The sequence below is a fragment of the Microbacterium sp. K24 genome (assembly GCF_004794465.1).
Classification (GTDB): Bacteria; Actinomycetota; Actinomycetes; order Actinomycetales; family Microbacteriaceae; genus Microbacterium.
On sequence record NZ_SSDJ01000044.1, the window covers coordinates 22,399 to 40,136 of the forward strand.

Consider the following 17,738-nt stretch of genomic DNA (forward strand, 5'->3'; position numbering starts at 1 on the left):
ACCGTCGTCACGCCGTCGGGTCGAGCACCTCGGCGAGCTGTTCGAGCACGGCGTCGGACGATGCCGAATCCGCGGTCTCCAGCACGACCGCATCGCCGGGGCCGATCGCGAGATCCATCACGGCGAGGACGCTGCTGAGGTCCACGGTCGACCCGTCGGCGGTGCGGAGCGTGATCGCCGAGTCGTGGGACTGCGCGAGACGCACGAGCTCGGCGACAGGGCGCGCGTGCACGCCGTTGTGCGCACTGACGATGACCCGTCGGGACGGCATGATCAGGAGCGCTCGTCGAGCAGGGCCCGGACGCCTGCCTCGAGGTCTGCCACGGCCGCCAGCGCACCCTCGGCGGAGTCCGCGCGAGCGTCGATGTAGACCTTGAGCTTGGGCTCGGTGCCGCTCGGGCGCACGATCACGCGCGAGCCGTCGGTGAGGCGGTACCGTAGCACGTCGCCGGACGGCTGGCCCGGGCGTCCCTGCAGCAGATCCTCCGCCGAGGCGATGGAGCGACCGGCGATCTGCGTCGGCGGCAGGGTGCGCAGAGCCAGCATCACGTTCCCGATGACCGAGACGTCCTCGACGCGCACCGACACCTGTCCGCTGGCGAAATGCCCGTACGTCTCGCCCAGCTCTCGGAGCAGATCGGCGAGGGTCGCCCCGCGGCCATGCGCCTCGGCGACCAGTCCGAGGATCGCGATCGCCGCGGAGATGCCGTCCTTGTCGCGGACGGTTTCCGGATTCACGAGGTAGCCGAGCGCCTCCTCGAAGCCGAAGACGATCCCGGGGGCACGGGAGATCCACTTGAATCCCGTGAGCGTCTCGTGGAAGTCCAGGCCGTGGTGCGCGGCGACGGCGGCGAGCCCCGGTGACGAGACGAGGGAGCAGGCGAGAGAGGCGCCCGGAGTGCCTGCGGCCGCGCGCGCCGCGCGAGCCCCGAGCAGCAGCCCGACCTCGTTGCCGGTCAGACGTCGCCAGCCGCCGGGCACCGACTCGTCGGGGATCGCGAGGGCGAGGCGATCGGCATCCGGATCGTTCGCCAGGATGAAGTCGGCCTTCGCCCGACGCGCCGTAGCGAAGGAGAGATCCATCGCCCCCGGCTCTTCGGGGTTGGGGAACGACACCGTGCGGAACGTGGCGTCGGGCGTGAGCTGCTCGTCGACGACGACCGGCTGCGGGTAGCCGGCGGAGGTCAGGATGCGCGACAGCGTCTCCCATCCCACCCCGTGCATCGCGGTGTAGACCCAGCGCAGCTCGGAGGCGCCTTCCGGTGCGGGAGCCACGGCCGCGGTGGCCGCGATGTAGGCCTCGACGATGTCTTCGCCCGCGGTCTCGTACGCCGTCGAACGGGGCAGGGCCGCCGCGTCCCCGGCATCCGCGACGCGCTGGATCTGCGCGGCGATCTCGGCATCCGCCGGGGCGACGATCTGCGAACCCTGATCGGCGCCGCCGAGGTACACCTTGTAGCCGTTGTCATTCGGCGGGTTGTGGCTGGCGGTCACCATGACCCCTGCGTCCGCGCCGAGGTGCCGCACCGCGAAGGCGAGCACCGGCGTGGGCAGCAGCCGGGGGAGCAGGATCGCGCGCAGCCCGGCACCGGCGAACAGCTCGGCCGAGTCGGACGCGAACACGCGGGAGTTGCGGCGACCGTCGTAGCCGATCACCACGGTCGGCGTCGCCCCGTGCGCCTTCTCGATGAGATAGGCGGCGAACCCGGCGGCGGCCTGCGCCACGAGCACGCGGTTCATCCTGTTGCTGCCGGCGCCGAGTTCGCCGCGGAGACCCGCGGTTCCGAACGCGAGACGGGCGCCGAAGCGGTCGTCCAGGTCGGCCAGGGCGGCCTCGTCACCGCCGCCGGCGCGGGTGATCAGCGCGGCGAGCTCATCGCGGGTCTCGTGATCGGGGTCCTGTCGCAGCCAGGCGCGGGCCGTGGCGAGCAGCTCGTCGCTCACACGCTCGTCGCTCACACGCTCGTCGCTCACAGTGCCTCGACCACCCGGGCGAGGAGAGCGGAGATCACGGGCTCGGCCTCGCGGCCCGCCTCGATGACCTCGGCGTGGCTGAGCGGCGTCTGCTGGATACCGGCAGCGAGATTCGTGATGAGCGAGAAGCCGAGGATCTCCATGCCGGCCTCCCGGGCGGCGATCGCCTCGAGAGCGGTCGACATGCCGACGATGTGGCCCCCGATGGTCTTCGCCATCTGCACCTCGGCCGGCGTCTCGTAGTGCGGGCCGCGGAACTGCGTGTACACGCCCTCGTCGAGGCTCGGGTCGATCGTGCGCGCGATGTCGCGCAGACGCTTCGCGTACAGGTCGGTGAGGTCGATGAACGTCGCGCCTTCGAGCGGCGAGTCCGCCGTGAGGTTGATGTGGTCGCTGATCAGCACCGGCTGCCCGGGCTTCCAGGTCTCGCGGATGCCGCCGGCGCCGTTGGTGAGCACCATGATCTTCGCCCCCGTGGCGGCGGCGGTACGGACGCTGTGCACGACCCTGCGTACGCCGTGGTCCTCGTAGTAGTGGGTGCGCGCGCCGATCACGAGCACGTTCTTGCCGCCGGGGGTGCGGATGCTGCGGAGTGTGCCGACGTGCCCCTCCAGGGCGGGCTTCGAGAATCCGGTGACCTCGGTGGCGGGGATCGTGGCGACCGTCTCGCCGATGATGTCGGCGGCCTTGCCCCAGCCGCTGCCGAGGGTGAGAGCGATGTCGTGCTGCTCGACTCCGGTCAGGCGCGCGATGTCTGCGGCAGCCTGAGAGGCGACCTCGAACGGGTTCGCGGTCGGGTCGTCGAGAGGATTGCTGTGGATTTCGGGCATGGATCCACTCTAGGAAGGTGGAGGGCCGGGGGCCAGGATTGCGGAAGAATGGATTCCATGACTTCCACCCCTTTCGAGCGCACTCAGCGCGTCGCCGTGCTCGGCGGCGGTCCCGGCGGATACGAGGCGGCCCTCGCGGCCGCTCAGCTCGGAGCCGAGGTGACGCTGATCGAGCGCGTGGGCGTCGGCGGGGCCGCCGTCCTGACGGATGTCGTGCCCTCCAAGAGCCTGATCGCCACGGCCGATGCCGCCGTCGCGATCTCCGAGGCGAGCGACCTCGGCGTGAACTTCTACGTCAAGGGCGACCACGGCAAGCCGCTCAAGCCCGAGATCGCGATCAACCTCGCCGCGGTGAACAAGCGGCTCCTCGCGCTCGCCGGTCAGCAGTCGGAGGACATGCGCTCCACCCTCCTGGAGGCGGGCGTGCGCATGCTCTCCGGGCACGGCCGCCTCGAGGGCGCGAACGCGATCATCGTCTCGACCGGTCAGGGCGGCACCGACTTCGACCGGGTCGAGGCCGACACGATCATCGTGGCCGTCGGCGCCGCACCTCGGGAGCTCGATTCCGCGAAGCCCGACGGCAAGCGCATCCTGACCTGGACGCAGCTGTACGACATGAAGGCGCTCCCCGAGCACCTGATCGTGGTCGGATCCGGTGTCACGGGCGCGGAGTTCGCCTCGGCCTACATGAACCTCGGCGCGAAGGTCACGCTGATCTCGAGCCGTGAGCAGGTGCTCCCCGGTGAGGACAAGGATGCGGCGAGCGTCCTCGAGAAGGTCTTCAAGCGCGGCGGGATGACCGTGCTCTCGAAGTCCCGCGCCGACAAGGTCGAGGCCACGAAGGACGGCGTGACGGTCACGCTCTCCGACGGGCGCACGGTCGAGGGGAGCCACTGCCTGATGGCGGTCGGCTCGATCCCGAACACCGCGGGCATCGGACTCGAGGAGGCGGGCATCGAGCTCAACGAGTCGGGGCATGTGCGGGTGAACAAGGTCGCGCGCACCTCGGTGCCGAACATCTACGCGGTCGGCGACTGCACGAACTTCTTCCCCCTCGCGTCCGTCGCCTCCATGCAGGGACGCACCGCCGTGTTCCACGCACTCGGCGACATCGTGATCCCGCTCGAGCTGATCAAGATCACCTCGAACATCTTCACGGCCCCTGAGATCGCGACGGTCGGCTACTCGGAGAAGGATGTGGAGGACGGCGTCGCCGACGGCCTCGTCTACAAGCTGCCGCTCGCCGCGAACCCCCGCGCGAAGATGATGGGGATCAAGGACGGCTTCGTGAAGATCATCGCCCGCAAGGGCTCCGGCACCGTGATCGGCGGCGTGATCGTGGCGCCGAAGGCCTCCGAGCTCATCTACCCGATCGCTGTGGCCGTCGAACGGCGCCTCACGGTGGACCAGGTGTCGCGCGTCTTCGCCGCCTACCCGTCGCTGTCGAGCAGCATCACCGACGCCAGCCGCGCGATGCACCTCGGCTATATCTCCTGACGCCGACAGAAAGGGCGCCCCACTTCGGTGGGGCGCCCTTTCTCGTGTCCGTTCGTCAGCTGATGGTGAGCAGCTGGTGGCCGGCGGAGACCGTCGCCCCGGCATCCGCGTTGATGTTGCCCACGACTCCGTCCTTATGGGCCTGCAGCGGCTGCTCCATCTTCATCGCCTCCAGGACGACGACGAGGTCGCCCTTGACGACCTGCTGGCCGTCTTCGACCGCGATCTTGACGATCGTCGCCTGCATGGGCGACTTCACCGCGTCGCCTGAGGCTCCGGCGTTCGCGACGGTGGCGTGACTGCGCCGTGACGGCGGCACCGCCACAGGGCGACCGGCCGTGCCCGGGGCGACCGCGACCCGATCGGGCAGGCTCACCTCGAGGCGCTTGCCCGCGACCTCGACGACGACCGTGTGCCGCGACGTGCCGGACTCGGGGGACTCGAGCTCGCCGTCCCACGCGGGGATGTCGTTCACGAACTCGGTCTCGATCCAGCGGGTGAAGATCCCGAACTCGCCGTTCTCCGCAGTGAAGGCGGGGTCGCGCACGACCTTGCGGTGGAAGGGGAGCACGGTCGGCATACCGGCGACCTCGAACTCGTCGAGGGCGCGACGCGAGCGCTCCAGCGCCTCGGCGCGGTCCTTGCCGGTCACGATGATCTTCGCCAGCAGCGAGTCGAACGCGCCGGAGACCGAGTCGCCGGCCGTGACGCCCGAGTCGAGGCGGATGCCGGGGCCGCCGAACGTCTTGAAGACGTGGATCGGTCCGGGCTGGGGGAGGAACCCGCGACCCGGGTCCTCGCCGTTGATGCGGAACTCGATCGAGTGCCCCTGCGGCGTCGGGTCGTCGTAGTCGATGGTCCCGCCGGCGGCGATGCGGAACTGCTCGCGCACCAGGTCGATGCCGGTGACCTCTTCCGACACCGGGTGCTCGACCTGCAGGCGGGTGTTGACCTCGAGGAACGACACGGTGCCGTCGGCGCCGATCAGGAACTCGCAGGTGCCGGCACCCACATAGCCGACCTCTTTCAGGATGGCCTTGGACGCCGAGTAGAGCAGGTCGTTCTGCTCCGCGGTGAGATACGGCGCGGGCGCCTCCTCGACAAGCTTCTGGTGGCGGCGCTGCAGCGAGCAGTCGCGCGTCGAGATGACGACGACGTTGCCCTCGGCATCCGCCAGGCACTGGGTCTCGACGTGGCGGGGCTTGTCGAGGTACTTCTCGACGAAGCACTCGCCGCGCCCGAAGGCGGCGACCGCCTCGCGGGTGGCCGACTCGAACAGCTCGGCGACCTCGTCGAGCTCGCGGGCGACCTTGAGGCCGCGCCCGCCGCCGCCGTATGCCGCCTTGATGGCGATCGGCAGGCCGAACTCCTTCGCGAACGCGACGACCTCGTCGGCCGTCTCGACCGGCCCTGGCGTGCCCGGGGCCAGCGGTGCGCCGACCTTCTCGGCGACGTGGCGGGCGGTGACCTTGTCGCCGAGGGCTTCGATCGCCGCAGGCGACGGGCCGATCCAGATCATTCCCGCATCGATGACGGCGCGCGCGAACTCGGCGTTCTCGGCGAGAAAGCCGTAGCCCGGGTGCACGGCATCCGCCCCGGCACGACGGGCCACGGAGAGGATCTTCTCGATCTGGAGGTATGTCTCGGCGCTGGTCGCACCTCCGAGGGCGTAGGCCTCGTCGGCGAGTCGCGTGTGCAGAGCGTCTCGGTCCTGGTCGGCGTAGACGGCGACCGAGGCGATTCCGGAGTCACGGGCGGCGCGGATGATGCGTACGGCGATCTCGCCGCGGTTGGCGATGAGCACCTTGGCGATAGCAGGCATGGTTGCCAGCCTAGCGAGTGGCCCCTCGATCCATTTGACGACCCTCCACAAGAAAGTGGCGAAAACGTCGACGGGAGTCTACGACCACAGATCCGTCCAGCGGACGCCGAGCTCTCCGGCCAGACGCCGGATCGTCGACAGCGACATGCCGACGACCGTCGACGGATCGCCGTCCACCCGGGTGATGAACGCGCCGCCGAGGCTGTCGACCGTGAAGGCGCCGGCCACGTGGAGCGGTTCCCCGGAGGCCACGTAGGCGGCGATCTCCTCGTCGGCGATGTCGTCGGCGAACGTCACGGATGCCGCCGCGACGGCGGTGGCCTCGAGCGGAGCGACGCCGGGGGCGACGCGGAAGACGGAGTGGCCGGAGTGCAGGATGCCGGTGGCGCCGCGCATCTCGTGCCAGCGGCGGGTCGCCTCCTCGGGCGTGTAGGGCTTGCCGTACACACGGCCGCCGAGGGCGAACATCGAGTCCCCGCCGATGACCAGGCCGTCGAACTCGCCCTCATCGGCCAGCCTTCGCGCCACATCGGCCGCCTTGGCCCGCGCGAGCAGCAGCACGAGCTCGTCGGGCAGGAGTTCCGCCCCTCGTTCTTCGGCGGCTGCGGCCGCGACGGCGTCTTCATCGACGTCGGGGGAGAGAGTGAGGGGCTCGATGCCCGCCTGTCGCAGCAGCATCAGTCGGGCGGGAGAGGTGGAGGCGAGGCAGACGCGCATGTCGACCACCGTATCCTCGAAGGATGACTTCCTCCCCAGCCGACGTGCTCGAACTCGACATCACCGGGATCGCGCACGGTGGCACGTTCATCGCCCGCCACGAAGGGCGGGTGGTGTTCGTGTCGGACGCGATCCCCGGGGAACGCGTGCGTGCGCGGCTCATCGCCGGACAGGAGGGCGCGGATGCTTCGACGCGCAGCTTCTGGCGCGCTGAGACGATCGAGGTCCTCGACGCCTCTGAGCATCGTCGACCGCACATCTGGGCCGAGGCCGACGTGTCTCGCGATCCCGCGGACCGTCCGGGCGGCGCCGATCTCGGTCACATCGACCTGTCGCACCAGCGCACGCTGAAGCGCCAGGTGCTGACCGAAGCCCTGGACCGTTTCGCCGGCACAGGACTCGTCGCCCCCGAGATCGAGGCTGTGGAGTCCGGAGACGGCACCGGATGGCGCACCCGCGTCACCCTGCACGTCGACGACGCCGGCCAGGTGGGACCGTTCGCCGCGCGGAGCCACCGCGTCATCCCCGTCAGCTCGTACCCGCTCTCGCGTCCGGCCATCGCCGAGGCCGCCCTCGCGCTGCACGGCGAGGCTCCCGGCCGCATCGAGCTCGTCGAGCCGGCCGACGGGCAGGTGCGCGTCATCCGGCGGGAGGAGACGGAGCGCCCCGCCCGCGTCGCACGCGGCTTCCGGCGTCGTCCGACTCCCGAAGTGATCGAGGAGGTCGTCGGCGATCGGCGCTTCCAGGTCGACTCCACGGGATTCTGGCAGGTCCACCCGCGGGCGGCATCCGTGCTCGACGCCGCGGTGTACGGCATCCTCGACGGCCACGTCGACGACGAGAGGACCCACTACGACCTGTACGGCGGCGTCGGACTGTTCGCCGCGACCCTCGCCGACCTCGGCGGCACCGACATCGTCACGGTCGAGTCGAGCGCTCGGGCCACCGCCCACGCGGCCGTGAACCTCGCCCCGCTCGACGTCACCGCGGTGACCGCTCGCGTCGACGCCTTCCTCTCGTCGCGCAAGAGCGCCGGCCGCACCGGAGCCGTCATCCTCGATCCGCCGCGCGCGGGAGCGGGGCGACAGGTGGTCGACGCCGTGCACGCCCTCTCGCCCGAGGCGATCGCCTACGTCGCCTGCGATCCGGTCGCGCTCGCCCGTGACCTCGGGACCTTCCGGACGCTCGGCTGGAACGTCGACCGCCTCCGCGGCTTCGATCTGTTCCCGCATTCGCACCACTTCGAGGTCGTCGCGCTGCTCACCCGGTGACCCCGCTGGCGGGTGCGCCTCGCGGACTCACTAGGCTGGGCGGATGAGCACGGTCGCACTCATCGACGATCACGAGTCCGTTCGCCTCGGTCTCGAGGCCGCCTGCGCGCGCGACGGGCAGACGGTGGTGTTCTCCGGAAGCACCGTCAACTCGTATCTCGAGTGGAGATGCGCGACCGGCGCGGCCCCGGCCGATGTCGTGGTGCTCGACCTCACCCTGGGTGACGGCACGACGGTGACCGAGAACGTGCGCTCGCTGGTGGGCGACGGCGCGAGCGTCGTGATCCACAGTGTCGCCGACCGGCCCGCCGCCGTACGCGAGGCGCTCGCCGCCGGCGCGGCGGGTGTGGTCAGCAAGTCCTCGGCCCTCGACGACGTGCTCGACGCGATCCGCACCGTCGCACAGGGCGAGGCGCTGAACAACGTCGAGTGGGCGAGCGCCGTCGACGGAGACCGGGCCTTCGCCGATGCGCAGCTGTCGTCGCGGGAACGCGAAGTGCTACGCCTGTACGCGACGGGTCTGCCGCTCAAGGCCGTCGCCGAGCGCCTCGGGGTCGCGTACTCGACCGCGAAGGAGAACATCACCCGGATCCGGGTGAAGTACGTCGAGGTGGGCCGCCCCGCCCCGACGAAGGTGGACCTCCTCCGCCGGGCCATGGAAGACGGCATCGTCGCCGCCGACGGGGCCGCGAGTGCCCGTTGATCCGCTCAGCATCCGCGACGCCTGGAGCAAGATCCCTTCTCCGGGCGCGGCGGAGACCGAGTTCGAGCGCTTCACGGGCAAGCGCATGGAGCGGATCCTCGCGATCGTCGTCGCGATCGGCTCCGCAGCGGTAGGGGCTCAGGCGCTGATCGCCGCAGTGGGTGCGATGTCCTTCGCCGATGTCCCGCACGTCGCGACGCTCGTCCTGGTCTTCGTGCCGCTCGCCGCCACGCTGGTGGCCTGTGTGATCGGCCGCGCCGTGCGCCTCGCGTCCGGCGTGTTCGCCATCGCCTACGTCCTCGCCCTCGCAGCATGGCCGCTCGTCGTCGACCCCTTCGATAAGGTCGCGCGCGATCAGCCGTGGATCTTCTTCCTCGTGAACGTGGTCGTCGCCGCCGCCATGCTCGCGTTCCCTCTTCGGGTCCAGTTCGCCTGGGCATTGGGCGTGCCGTTCGTCTACGGGTACGTGCGGCTCGTGCAGGGCGAGTTCTCGCGCGAATTCTGGGTGACGACGGCCTTCGACGTGTCGTTCACCCTCATCTTCGGTGTGATCCTCATCTCTCTCGGCTGGATGTTCCGCTCGGTCGCCGCGGGTGTGGATGAAGCCAGAGGGCAGGCCGTGGCCTCGTACGCCGCAGCGGCCGCGGCGGCGGCGGCCGAGGAGGAGCGGGTGGCGATGTCCGCCCTGATGCACGACAGCGTGCTCGCCGCTCTGATCGCCGGCGAGCGTGCCGACGGCGAACGTGCTCGCGAACTCGCCGTCACGATGGCGCGGGAGGCGCTCACCCGTCTCGCCAACACAGAAGGCGCCGTCGCCCAAGAGGGGAGCGACGAGCCGGTCGGGACCGCGCAGATCGTGGTCGAGTTGCGACGGGCGCTCTCGGAGCTCGGCGCGGACGCGATCGTCGAGGAGCGGGGTGGGCTGGGTGTCGTCCCGGGCCGTGCCGCCCGAGCGCTCGTGCTGGCCGCCCGGCAGGCGATCGGCAACGCCGTCGCGCACGCCAACGGCCGCGGGCTGCACATCATCGTCGATGGTCACGGCGACGAGGCCATCCGAGTGACCGTCGCCGACACGGGCCCCGGGTTCGACCTCGACGAGATCGGTGCCGACCGTCTCGGCATCCGCGCCTCGATCTTCGCCCGGATGGCCGGGGTCGCCGGAACAGCCGATATCCACTCCGGAGAGCACGGCACGATCGTCACCCTCGGATGGGAGCGCGCGTGAACCGCACCGTGCGCAGCGTCGCCACCTCCCTCGCCGTGGGCTTCGCCCTGTACTTCGTCGCGCGAGGGGTCTGGTGGATCGAGCAGCCGACGGCTCCTCTGCTCATGGTGCTGGCGATCGGGCTCTACCTCGTCGTGGTGAGCATCGCCATCCTCGGAGCCCCGACTTCGGTGCAGATGCCGATGTGGTCGGCCGTGCTCGCCGCGGTGACGAGCGCGCTGGTCCCCGTGCTGGTCACGTCGTCGCTCGATGCGTCGGATCGTACCGAGCCTTTCGCCACCTCGTACATCGGCGGACTGGGTCTGCTCGCCGTCGTCTGCGTCGTGCGCCGCCGGTCGTTGATCGGATGGCTCGTCCTGGTGCTGCTCATCGCGACATCCTGGGCCTACCTGGGACTGCCGGTCGCCCTGAACCTCGGACTCGTCGGATCGACCACCTGGGTGCTCATCGCCCAGCTGCTGGTGATGTTCTGGGATCGGGCCGTGCGCGACACCGAGCGACTGGCCGAGATCCAGCAGGCGGTCTCCGCCTGGCATGCCACGCAGCTGGTGCGCCAGCGCGAGCGACGCCTGCGCACGCAGTTCGCGCTGGCCGTCGCCGGGCCCGTGCTGAGTCGCGTGGTCGCGTCGCGCGGAGCGCTCGACGAGCAGGAGCAGCTCGAGGCGAGACTGGCCGAAGGTCGGCTGCGCGACGAGCTGCGCGGGGCCGACCTGCTCAACGACGCCGTGCGCGACGCGATCGAGGCCGCTCGGCGTCGCGGCGGTGTGGTCACCGTGTTCGACGAGGGCGGTCTCGACGGAGTGGACGAGCACCGTCGCGCGGAGATCCGGGACGAACTCGCGGTGACCCTGGCGAACGCCGACGCACGGCGGATCATCATCCGTTCGGCGAAGGATCCGCGCGTGGCGGTGACCGTGGTCGGGCGCGCCGGCACACGCTCGTCGGGCGACGACGATTCCGTCGAGATCTGGCACGAGATCCTGCGCGAGGCGACGGCCCCCTGAAAGAGTGGGCGAGGGGCGGCGGCGATGCCGCCTGCCCCTCGCCATGCGGACAGTTACCCGAAAACCGTCCGCGAGTGGCCGATCAGCGTCTGTCTACCCTGGGACAGAGAGACCAGCCGAACGCGAAGCGTCTCCTACAGTCTGATGGGTCGTCAAGAGCTTGTCTGTAGGTATTTTGGGGGACACGGATTTTCCGTCGATGGGGGATCATTGGACGATGGGAACGCGTCGCGGCACCAATCTCCCGCGGATGGGCGACTTCAACCAGTCGGTGATACTGGAGGCCATCCGGCGGTCCGGTGAGGGGCTGAGCAGGATCGAGCTCGTCGAGGCGACGGGGCTCTCCGCCCAGACCGTCACGAACATCACGCGCCGACTGCTCGATGACGGATTCATCCGGGAGGCGGGGCGGACCATCAACGGTCCGGGCAAACCCCGCGTGACGCTGCGCCTCATCTCGGAGAGCCGCTTCTCGGTCGGCGTCCATCTCGACCCGGCGGTCATGACCTTCGTGCTCCTCGATCTCTCGGGCACGGTCGTGCGACGCATGGGCGTGCGCACGCCGAAGATGGATCCGCGGCAGATCGTCGACGCGATGGCGACCACGATCGAGACGCTCATCTCCGCGGCCGGCGTCGACCGCTCGCTCATCGCCGGCGTCGGAGTGGCCGCCCCGGGACCGCTCGATGCGGACAAGGGCACCGTGATCGATCCGCCGAAGCTGCTCGGGTGGCATCGGGTGCCCCTGCGCGCCGTGCTCGCGGAGGCGACCGGCTTCCCCGTCACCCTGGAGAAGGACACGACGGCGGCCGCCGTGGGCGAGCTCTGGACCCGTCCCGGCTCTTCCGACGATTCATTCGTGTTCGTGTATCTCGGCACCGGGATCGGCGCCGCCCTCGCGAGGGACGGCGACGTCGTGCGCGGCAGCACGCAGAACCTCGGTGAGGTCGGGCATATCGTGGTCGATCCCGACGGTCCTGCGTGCCTGTGCGGGTCCCGCGGCTGCGTCGAGGTGATGTGCACCCCGCAGGCGATCGTCGAACAGGCCGAGCATGCGGGGGTCTTCCCGGACGATCGCGAGGTCAACGATGTCGAGGCCGTCGAGGCGCGGTTGACGCGGCTGTGCGAACGCGCCGCCGCGGGGGATGCCCCGGCCGCGCGGGTCCTGCGGGCGTCGGCCGGCCACCTCGCCGTGCTCACCGCCGTGCTGACGAACATGCTCGATGTGGATCGCGTCGTGCTCGGGGGGCCGTTCTGGTCGCGTCTCGCGCCCGCGTACCTGAACGAGATCCCCGGTCGCCTGGAGCGGCTGAGCGCCACCCGAGCGGTGAGGACGCTCCCCGTCGCCGGCACCGTCGTCGGAGTGGACGTCGGTGCGGTGGGCGCCGCCTGCGTCGTGCTGGACTCGGTGCTGACACCTCGCACGACGGATCTGCTCCTGGAGGACTGACCGGCAGCTTGAGGGATAACTCCAATCGATGTACTATCTGGGAGCCCCCAGCGATCGGATCACCGATGCACGACAACTCGTCCCTCGTCGAAGCGCGCCTCCGGCGCTTCGTGCAGGAGCGCCTCCTCACCGCCGTCTACGCGCGTACCGAGCGATTGACGCTCCGCTCGTGGACCGCGCCGGGCGAGCCCGTCGCCTTCGACGAGGCCGTGGAGCAATCCTTCGCTCCGTTCGAGGTCGGCACGGCCTGGGGGCGCGCGTGGGGCACGATGTGGCTGCATGTGACCGGGGTCGTCCCGGAGGTCGATGCCGGTCAGCGCGCCGAGCTGGTGTTCGATCTCGGGTTCAACACGGCCGAGCCGGGCTTCCAGGCCGAGGGCACGGTCTACCGGCCGGACGGGTCGATCGTGAAGGCTGTGGAGCCGAGGAACGCCTACGTTCCGCTGGACGGCGCCGCCGGGGATCCGATCGATCTCTATCTGGAGGCGGCGGCGAATCCGGATGTCGCCGAGGGCTGGACCTTCGCTCCGACGCCACTCGGCGAGTGGGACTCCGCGGGCGACGAACCGCGGTACGTGCTCCGTCAGGCGGATGTCGGCGTCCTCGACGTCACCGTCTGGGAGCTGTTGCAGGACGTGTCGGTGCTGCGCGGACTGATGGGGGCGCTCTCCACCGATTCGCCGCGCCGCGCGGAGATCCTCCGCGCTCTCGAGCGGATGATCGATGCGACCGACCCGGACGACGTCTCCGGCACGGCCGCCGATGCCAGAGCCGCGCTCGCCGGGGTGCTGTCGCGGCCGGCATCCGCCTCCGCTCATGCCCTCCACGCGGTCGGACACGCCCACATCGACTCGGCGTGGCTGTGGCCCGTCCGTGAGACGCAGCGCAAGGTCGCGAGGACGTTCTCGAACGTGCTGGCCCTGCAGCAGGAAGACCCTGAGTTCTCGTTCGCCGCATCCTCGGCGCAGCAGTACGCGTGGATGAAGATGTTCCAGCCGGAGCTGTTCGAGCGGATGCGCGCGGCCATCGCGGGGGGGCGCTTCGTGCCGGCCGGAGGGATGTGGGTCGAATCCGACACCAACATGCCGGGCGGTGAGGCCTTGGCGCGGCAGTTCGTGCGGGGCAAGCGGTTCTTCCTCGAAGAGTTCGGCGTGGAGCCCCTGGACGTCTGGCTGCCTGATTCTTTCGGATACTCCGCCGCGCTGCCGCAGATCGCGCGCGCGGCGGGATCGCGGTGGATGCTGACGCAGAAGATGTCGTGGAACGAGACGAACGTCATGCCCCACCACACCTTCCTCTGGGATGGCATAGACGGCTCGCGGATCTTCACGCACTTTCCCCCGGTCGACACATACAACGCGCAGCTCTCGGGTGAGGAGCTGGCCCGAGCGGAGCGGCAGTACGCCGAGAAGGGCGCCGCGAACACCTCGCTGGTGCCGTTCGGCTACGGCGACGGCGGCGGCGGGCCCACCAGGGAGATGATCGCCGCCGCGGTGCGATTGCGCTCGCTCGAGGGGTCGCCCACGGTGAGGCTGTCGACGCCGAAGATCTTCTTCGAAGCGGCCGAGGCGGAGTATCCGGCTCCGCCGGTGTGGACGGGCGAGATGTACCTCGAGTTCCACCGGGGGACCTACACGTCGCAATCCCGCACGAAGCGGGGGAACCGGCGCAGCGAGCACGCCCTGCGCGAAGCGGAGTTCTGGGCGACGGCCGCTGCCCTGCGCGGAGCGCCCTACCCCTACGCAGAGCTCGACGCCGCATGGGAGACCGTGCTGCTGCAGCAGTTCCACGACATCCTCCCCGGAAGCTCCATCGGATGGGTGCACCGGGAGGCAGAGAGACGCTACGCCGAGGTGCTGGCCTCGACGGAGCAGATCATCGCGGGGGCGCTGGCCGTCGTGGCCGGTTCGGGAGACACCGAGCTGGTCGCCGACGCCGGGCCCTACGCCCGAGAGGGAACGGCGGCGATGGGGATCTCCGCCGTGCAGGGTCCGGGGACCCCTGCGTCGGTCGCGCGGACGGCGAGCGGTTTCGTGTTGGAGAACGAGCACCTCACGGTGTCGATCGACGATGCAGGCCTGGTGACGTCACTCGTCACCCGTGCGACCGGGAGGGATGCGATTGCGGCGGGGGAGCGGGGGAACCTCCTCCAGCTGCATCGTGATACGCCCAGCCGATGGGATGCCTGGGACATCGACGAGCACTACCGCCGTCACGTCATCGACGTGACGGACGTGGTGTCGATCGACATCGTCCCGCATCCGTCGGCGGCAATCGTCTGCGTGGTCCGTGCGCTGGGGGGCTCACGGATCACGCAGGCTCTTCGTCTCGCGTCCGACGGGCGCGCGCTCGACATCGAGACGACGGTCGACTGGCACGAGCGGCAGAAGCTCCTGAAGCTCGCCTTCCCCCTCGACGTGCACACCGATCGTGCGACGTCGGAGATCCAGTTCGGTCATGTGCACCGTCCGACGCACGTGAACACCTCGTGGGACGCGGCACGATTCGAGACCGTGGCACATCGATGGGTGCATGTGGGAGAACCCGGCTTCGGCGTCGCCATCGCGAACGACGCGACCTACGGCCACGACATCACGAGGTCGCCGAGTGCTGCCGGCGGTACGGCGACCACCGTGCGGCTCTCGCTACTGCGCGCGCCGCTGTTCCCCGATCCCGAAGCGGACCAGGGCGAGCACACGTTCACGGTGAGCGTCCGGCCGGATGCGACCATCGCGGATGCCGTCCGCGAGGGCTACCGGCTGAATCTGCCGGTGCGCCCGGTCTCGGGCTCGGGGCCCGTGGAGCCGCTGCTCGCCGTGTCCTCCGACGCCGTGGTCGTCGAGGCGGTCAAGCTGGCCGAGGATCGCAGCGGAGACGTGATCGTGCGTCTGTACGAGGCGCACGGCGGGCGGGCGAAGGCGCAGCTCTCGACCGTCTTCGACGTCGACGCGGTCGTCGAGACCGATCTGCTCGAGCGGGAGATCGATGCATGCGCCGTCCGGGCCGTCGAGGGCCGCACCGTCGAACTCGAGCTCCGAGCCTTCCAGCTCGTCACGCTCCGCTTCCGCAATCCCGCGTCGCTCCCCGCCGCAGGCTAGGGGTGCACCGAGCGCTTCCCGCTCAACCGGAGAAGCGTCCCCAGGGGATGTCCCGACGGAGCGGCCTGCGCAGCGGACGCTGCGTCCGCTGCCACGCCGACACGACCGGCTCATCGGCCACGGCATCCGCCGACTCCGAGGCGTACGCATCCGTGATCACGGCGATGAGGGCGGCCAGCTCTTCTTCGTTCGCCGTGCCGCGCGTGATCTCGATCGTCGGCGGCAGATCGTCCGGCGTCTCGGGAAAGGAGGTCCGGTCGGTCACAGCGGGATGTTCCCGTGCTTCTTCGGAGGCAGTTCCGCCCGCTTGCCCCGCAGGGATCGCAGCGCCTTGGCGATCGAGACGCGGGTGTTCGCCGGCTCGATGATCCCGTCGAGTTCGCCGCGTTCTGCCGCGAGGAACGGCGAGGCCACATCGTAGGTGTACTCGTTGGCCAGGCGGGTGCGGACGGCCGCGACGTCTTCGCCGGCCTCCTCCGCCTTCTTGATCTCGCCCCGGTAGAGGATGTTGACCGCGCCCTGGCCACCCATCACGGCGATCTCGGCGGTGGGCCAGGCGAGGTTGATGTCGGCGCCGAGCTGCTTCGATCCCATGACGATGTAGGCACCGCCGTAGGCCTTGCGGAGGATGACGGTGACGAGCGGAACGGTCGCCTCGGCGTAGGCGTAGAGCAGTTTGGCTCCACGGCGGATGACGCCTTCCCACTCCTGATCGGTTCCGGGCAGATAGCCGGGCACGTCGACGAGGGTGACGATCGGGATCGAGAAGGCGTCGCAGAAGCGCACGAACCGGCTCGCCTTCTCGCCGGCCTGGATGTTCAGGGTGCCGGCCATCTGAGACGGCTGGTTCGCGATGATGCCGACCGAGCGGCCCTCGATCCGGCCGAACCCGATGACGATGTTCGGAGCGAACAGCGGCTGGACCTCGAGGAAGTCGCCCTGGTCGACGATGTGCTCGATCACCGTCTTGATGTCGTAAGGCTGGTTCGCGGAGTCCGGGACGATCGTGTTCAGCGAGCGATCGGCATCCGTCGTCTCGAACTCGAAGGCGCTCTCGTAGGTCGGCTGCTCCGCCATGTTGTTGTCGGGGAGGAAACCGAGCAGGGTACGGGCGTAATCGATCGCGTCGTCCTCGTCCTCGGCCAGGTAGTGCGCCACACCGGAGCGGGTGTTGTGGGTGTACGCCCCGCCGAGCTCCTCCATGCCGACGTCTTCGCCGGTGACGGTCTTGATCACGTCGGGGCCGGTGACGAACATCTGGCTGGTCTTGTCGACCATGATGACGAAGTCGGTGAGAGCGGGCGAGTAGACCGCGCCGCCGGCCGCCGGGCCCATGATGATCGAGATCTGCGGGATCACGCCGGAAGCCCGCGTGTTCAGGCGGAAGATCTCGCCGTACTTGCCGAGAGCGACGACGCCCTCCTGGATCCGGGCGCCGCCCGAGTCGAGGATGCCGATGCACGGCATGCCGCCGGCGAGGGCGAACTCCATGACCTTGATGATCTTCTCGCCCGCGACCTCACCGAGCGAGCCGCCGAACGTGGAGAAGTCCTGAGAGTAGACGGCGACCGTGCGGCCGTGGATGGTGCCGACTCCGGTGACGACCGAGTCGCCGTAGGGGCGCGAGCGGTCCATGCCGAAGGCGGTCGTGCGGTGGCGCACGTATTCGTCGAACTCGACGAAGCTCCCAGGGTCGACGAGGAGTTCGATGCGCTCGCGGGCGGTCATCTTGCCCTTGGCGTGCTGCTTCTCCTTCGCCTTGACCTCGGCGTCGACGACGGCCTCGGTGTAGCGAGCGCGCAGATCCGCGATCTTGCCGGCGGTGGTAAAGAGGTCGGGCTTGTCCGTCACGGATTCCACCCTAGCGTCGGCCGGTCGCTGTCCGTTGGATGCTCGCCACAACGGGTCGACTGATCCTTTGGCGCTCTCCTGAGTGTCGCGGTGCCGAGGTCAGTTCTTCGGCGCGTCGGAGGCCGGAGCGATGCCGGAGAGGTCGTGGCCGCCCTGCAGGTGGTCCGTGCCCTCGCCCCCGGTGAGTTCCGGGTCGGCGCGGTTGCCGCGTCGCGTGGTGACCTCGCCGACCTTCCGCCCGGCCCAGCCGGACACGCGTTCGGCGATGTTCCAGCCCTGCTGCTCCGCCTGCTCTC

At 69.9% G+C, this 17,738-nt stretch carries 15 protein-coding genes; 7 read left to right on the forward strand and 8 right to left on the reverse strand.

The window, feature by feature from the left end:
* Positions 1 to 7: 7 nt before the first annotated feature.
* Genes DW306_RS02255 through DW306_RS02265 form a run of 3 tightly spaced genes read right to left on the reverse strand, consistent with a single transcriptional unit; the run spans position 8 to position 2,804 of the window.
* Entirely contained in the window at positions 8 to 271 is a 264-nt protein-coding gene (locus DW306_RS02255) for an HPr family phosphocarrier protein (RefSeq protein WP_136054021.1), read from the reverse strand.
* 2 nt (positions 272 to 273) lie between these two features.
* On the reverse strand, positions 274 to 1,944 hold the full coding sequence (locus DW306_RS02260; RefSeq protein WP_136054033.1) for a phospho-sugar mutase: 1,671 nt from the start codon (positions 1,942 to 1,944) through the stop codon (positions 274 to 276).
* Between the two features lie 26 nt (positions 1,945 to 1,970).
* Entirely contained in the window at positions 1,971 to 2,804 is an 834-nt protein-coding gene (locus DW306_RS02265) for a purine-nucleoside phosphorylase (protein WP_136054022.1), read from the reverse strand.
* 48 nt (positions 2,805 to 2,852) lie between these two features.
* On the opposite strand from DW306_RS02265, the gene DW306_RS02270 reads away from it, so the two are divergent.
* The gene (locus DW306_RS02270) at positions 2,853 to 4,301 is read left to right on the forward strand and encodes an NAD(P)H-quinone dehydrogenase (RefSeq protein ID WP_205814077.1); all 1,449 of its coding nucleotides are present in this window, start codon (positions 2,853 to 2,855) and stop codon (positions 4,299 to 4,301) included.
* A gap of 55 nt (positions 4,302 to 4,356) precedes the next feature.
* Here the strand turns inward: DW306_RS02270 and DW306_RS02275 are convergent, their stop codons facing one another.
* Together DW306_RS02275 and DW306_RS02280 are read right to left on the reverse strand one after the other, a co-directional pair.
* Entirely contained in the window at positions 4,357 to 6,123 is a 1,767-nt protein-coding gene (locus tag DW306_RS02275; RefSeq protein WP_136054024.1) for a biotin carboxylase N-terminal domain-containing protein, read from the reverse strand.
* Between the two features lie 78 nt (positions 6,124 to 6,201).
* Positions 6,202 to 6,840 (reverse strand): Maf family nucleotide pyrophosphatase, encoded by a 639-nt coding sequence (locus DW306_RS02280; protein WP_136054034.1) that lies wholly within the window; start codon positions 6,838 to 6,840, stop codon positions 6,202 to 6,204.
* A gap of 23 nt (positions 6,841 to 6,863) precedes the next feature.
* Here DW306_RS02280 and DW306_RS02285 point away from each other — a divergent pair, with 23 nt between their 5' ends.
* The 6 genes from DW306_RS02285 (at position 6,864) to DW306_RS02310 (ending at position 15,591) form a co-directional block, all read left to right on the forward strand.
* Complete coding sequence (locus tag DW306_RS02285; RefSeq protein ID WP_136054025.1) at positions 6,864 to 8,111, forward strand: TRAM domain-containing protein; 1,248 nt, start codon at positions 6,864 to 6,866, stop codon at positions 8,109 to 8,111.
* A 43-nt stretch (positions 8,112 to 8,154) separates the two neighbouring features.
* Complete coding sequence (locus DW306_RS02290) at positions 8,155 to 8,814, forward strand: response regulator transcription factor (protein WP_136054026.1); 660 nt, start codon at positions 8,155 to 8,157, stop codon at positions 8,812 to 8,814.
* On the forward strand, positions 8,804 to 10,039 hold the full coding sequence (locus DW306_RS02295; protein ID WP_136054027.1) for an ATP-binding protein: 1,236 nt from the start codon (positions 8,804 to 8,806) through the stop codon (positions 10,037 to 10,039). The genes DW306_RS02290 and DW306_RS02295 overlap by 11 nt, the downstream gene beginning before the upstream one ends.
* Complete coding sequence (locus DW306_RS02300; protein ID WP_240747021.1) at positions 10,036 to 11,043, forward strand: hypothetical protein; 1,008 nt, start codon at positions 10,036 to 10,038, stop codon at positions 11,041 to 11,043. The genes DW306_RS02295 and DW306_RS02300 overlap by 4 nt, the downstream gene beginning before the upstream one ends.
* Before the next feature lie 250 nt (positions 11,044 to 11,293).
* Complete coding sequence (locus tag DW306_RS02305) at positions 11,294 to 12,493, forward strand: ROK family transcriptional regulator (protein ID WP_136054035.1); 1,200 nt, start codon at positions 11,294 to 11,296, stop codon at positions 12,491 to 12,493.
* Positions 12,494 to 12,558: 65 nt separating this feature from the next.
* Positions 12,559 to 15,591 carry a glycoside hydrolase family 38 C-terminal domain-containing protein gene (locus tag DW306_RS02310; protein ID WP_136054029.1) on the forward strand — a complete coding sequence of 1,011 codons (3,033 nt, stop codon included), beginning with the start codon at positions 12,559 to 12,561 and terminating at the stop codon, positions 15,589 to 15,591.
* A 22-nt stretch (positions 15,592 to 15,613) separates the two neighbouring features.
* Here the strand turns inward: DW306_RS02310 and DW306_RS02315 are convergent, their stop codons facing one another.
* From DW306_RS02315 to DW306_RS21155, 3 genes are all read right to left on the reverse strand, one after another.
* Positions 15,614 to 15,856 carry an acyl-CoA carboxylase subunit epsilon gene (locus DW306_RS02315; protein WP_136054030.1) on the reverse strand — a complete coding sequence of 81 codons (243 nt, stop codon included), beginning with the start codon at positions 15,854 to 15,856 and terminating at the stop codon, positions 15,614 to 15,616.
* Positions 15,853 to 17,451, reverse strand: a complete 1,599-nt coding sequence (locus DW306_RS02320) for an acyl-CoA carboxylase subunit beta (RefSeq protein ID WP_136054031.1) — start codon at positions 17,449 to 17,451, stop codon at positions 15,853 to 15,855. Before DW306_RS02320 ends, DW306_RS02315 begins: the two co-directional genes overlap by 4 nt.
* A gap of 90 nt (positions 17,452 to 17,541) precedes the next feature.
* Positions 17,542 to 17,738: hypothetical protein (locus DW306_RS21155; protein ID WP_168429203.1), on the reverse strand; the 197-nt coding region annotated here is incomplete at its 5' end.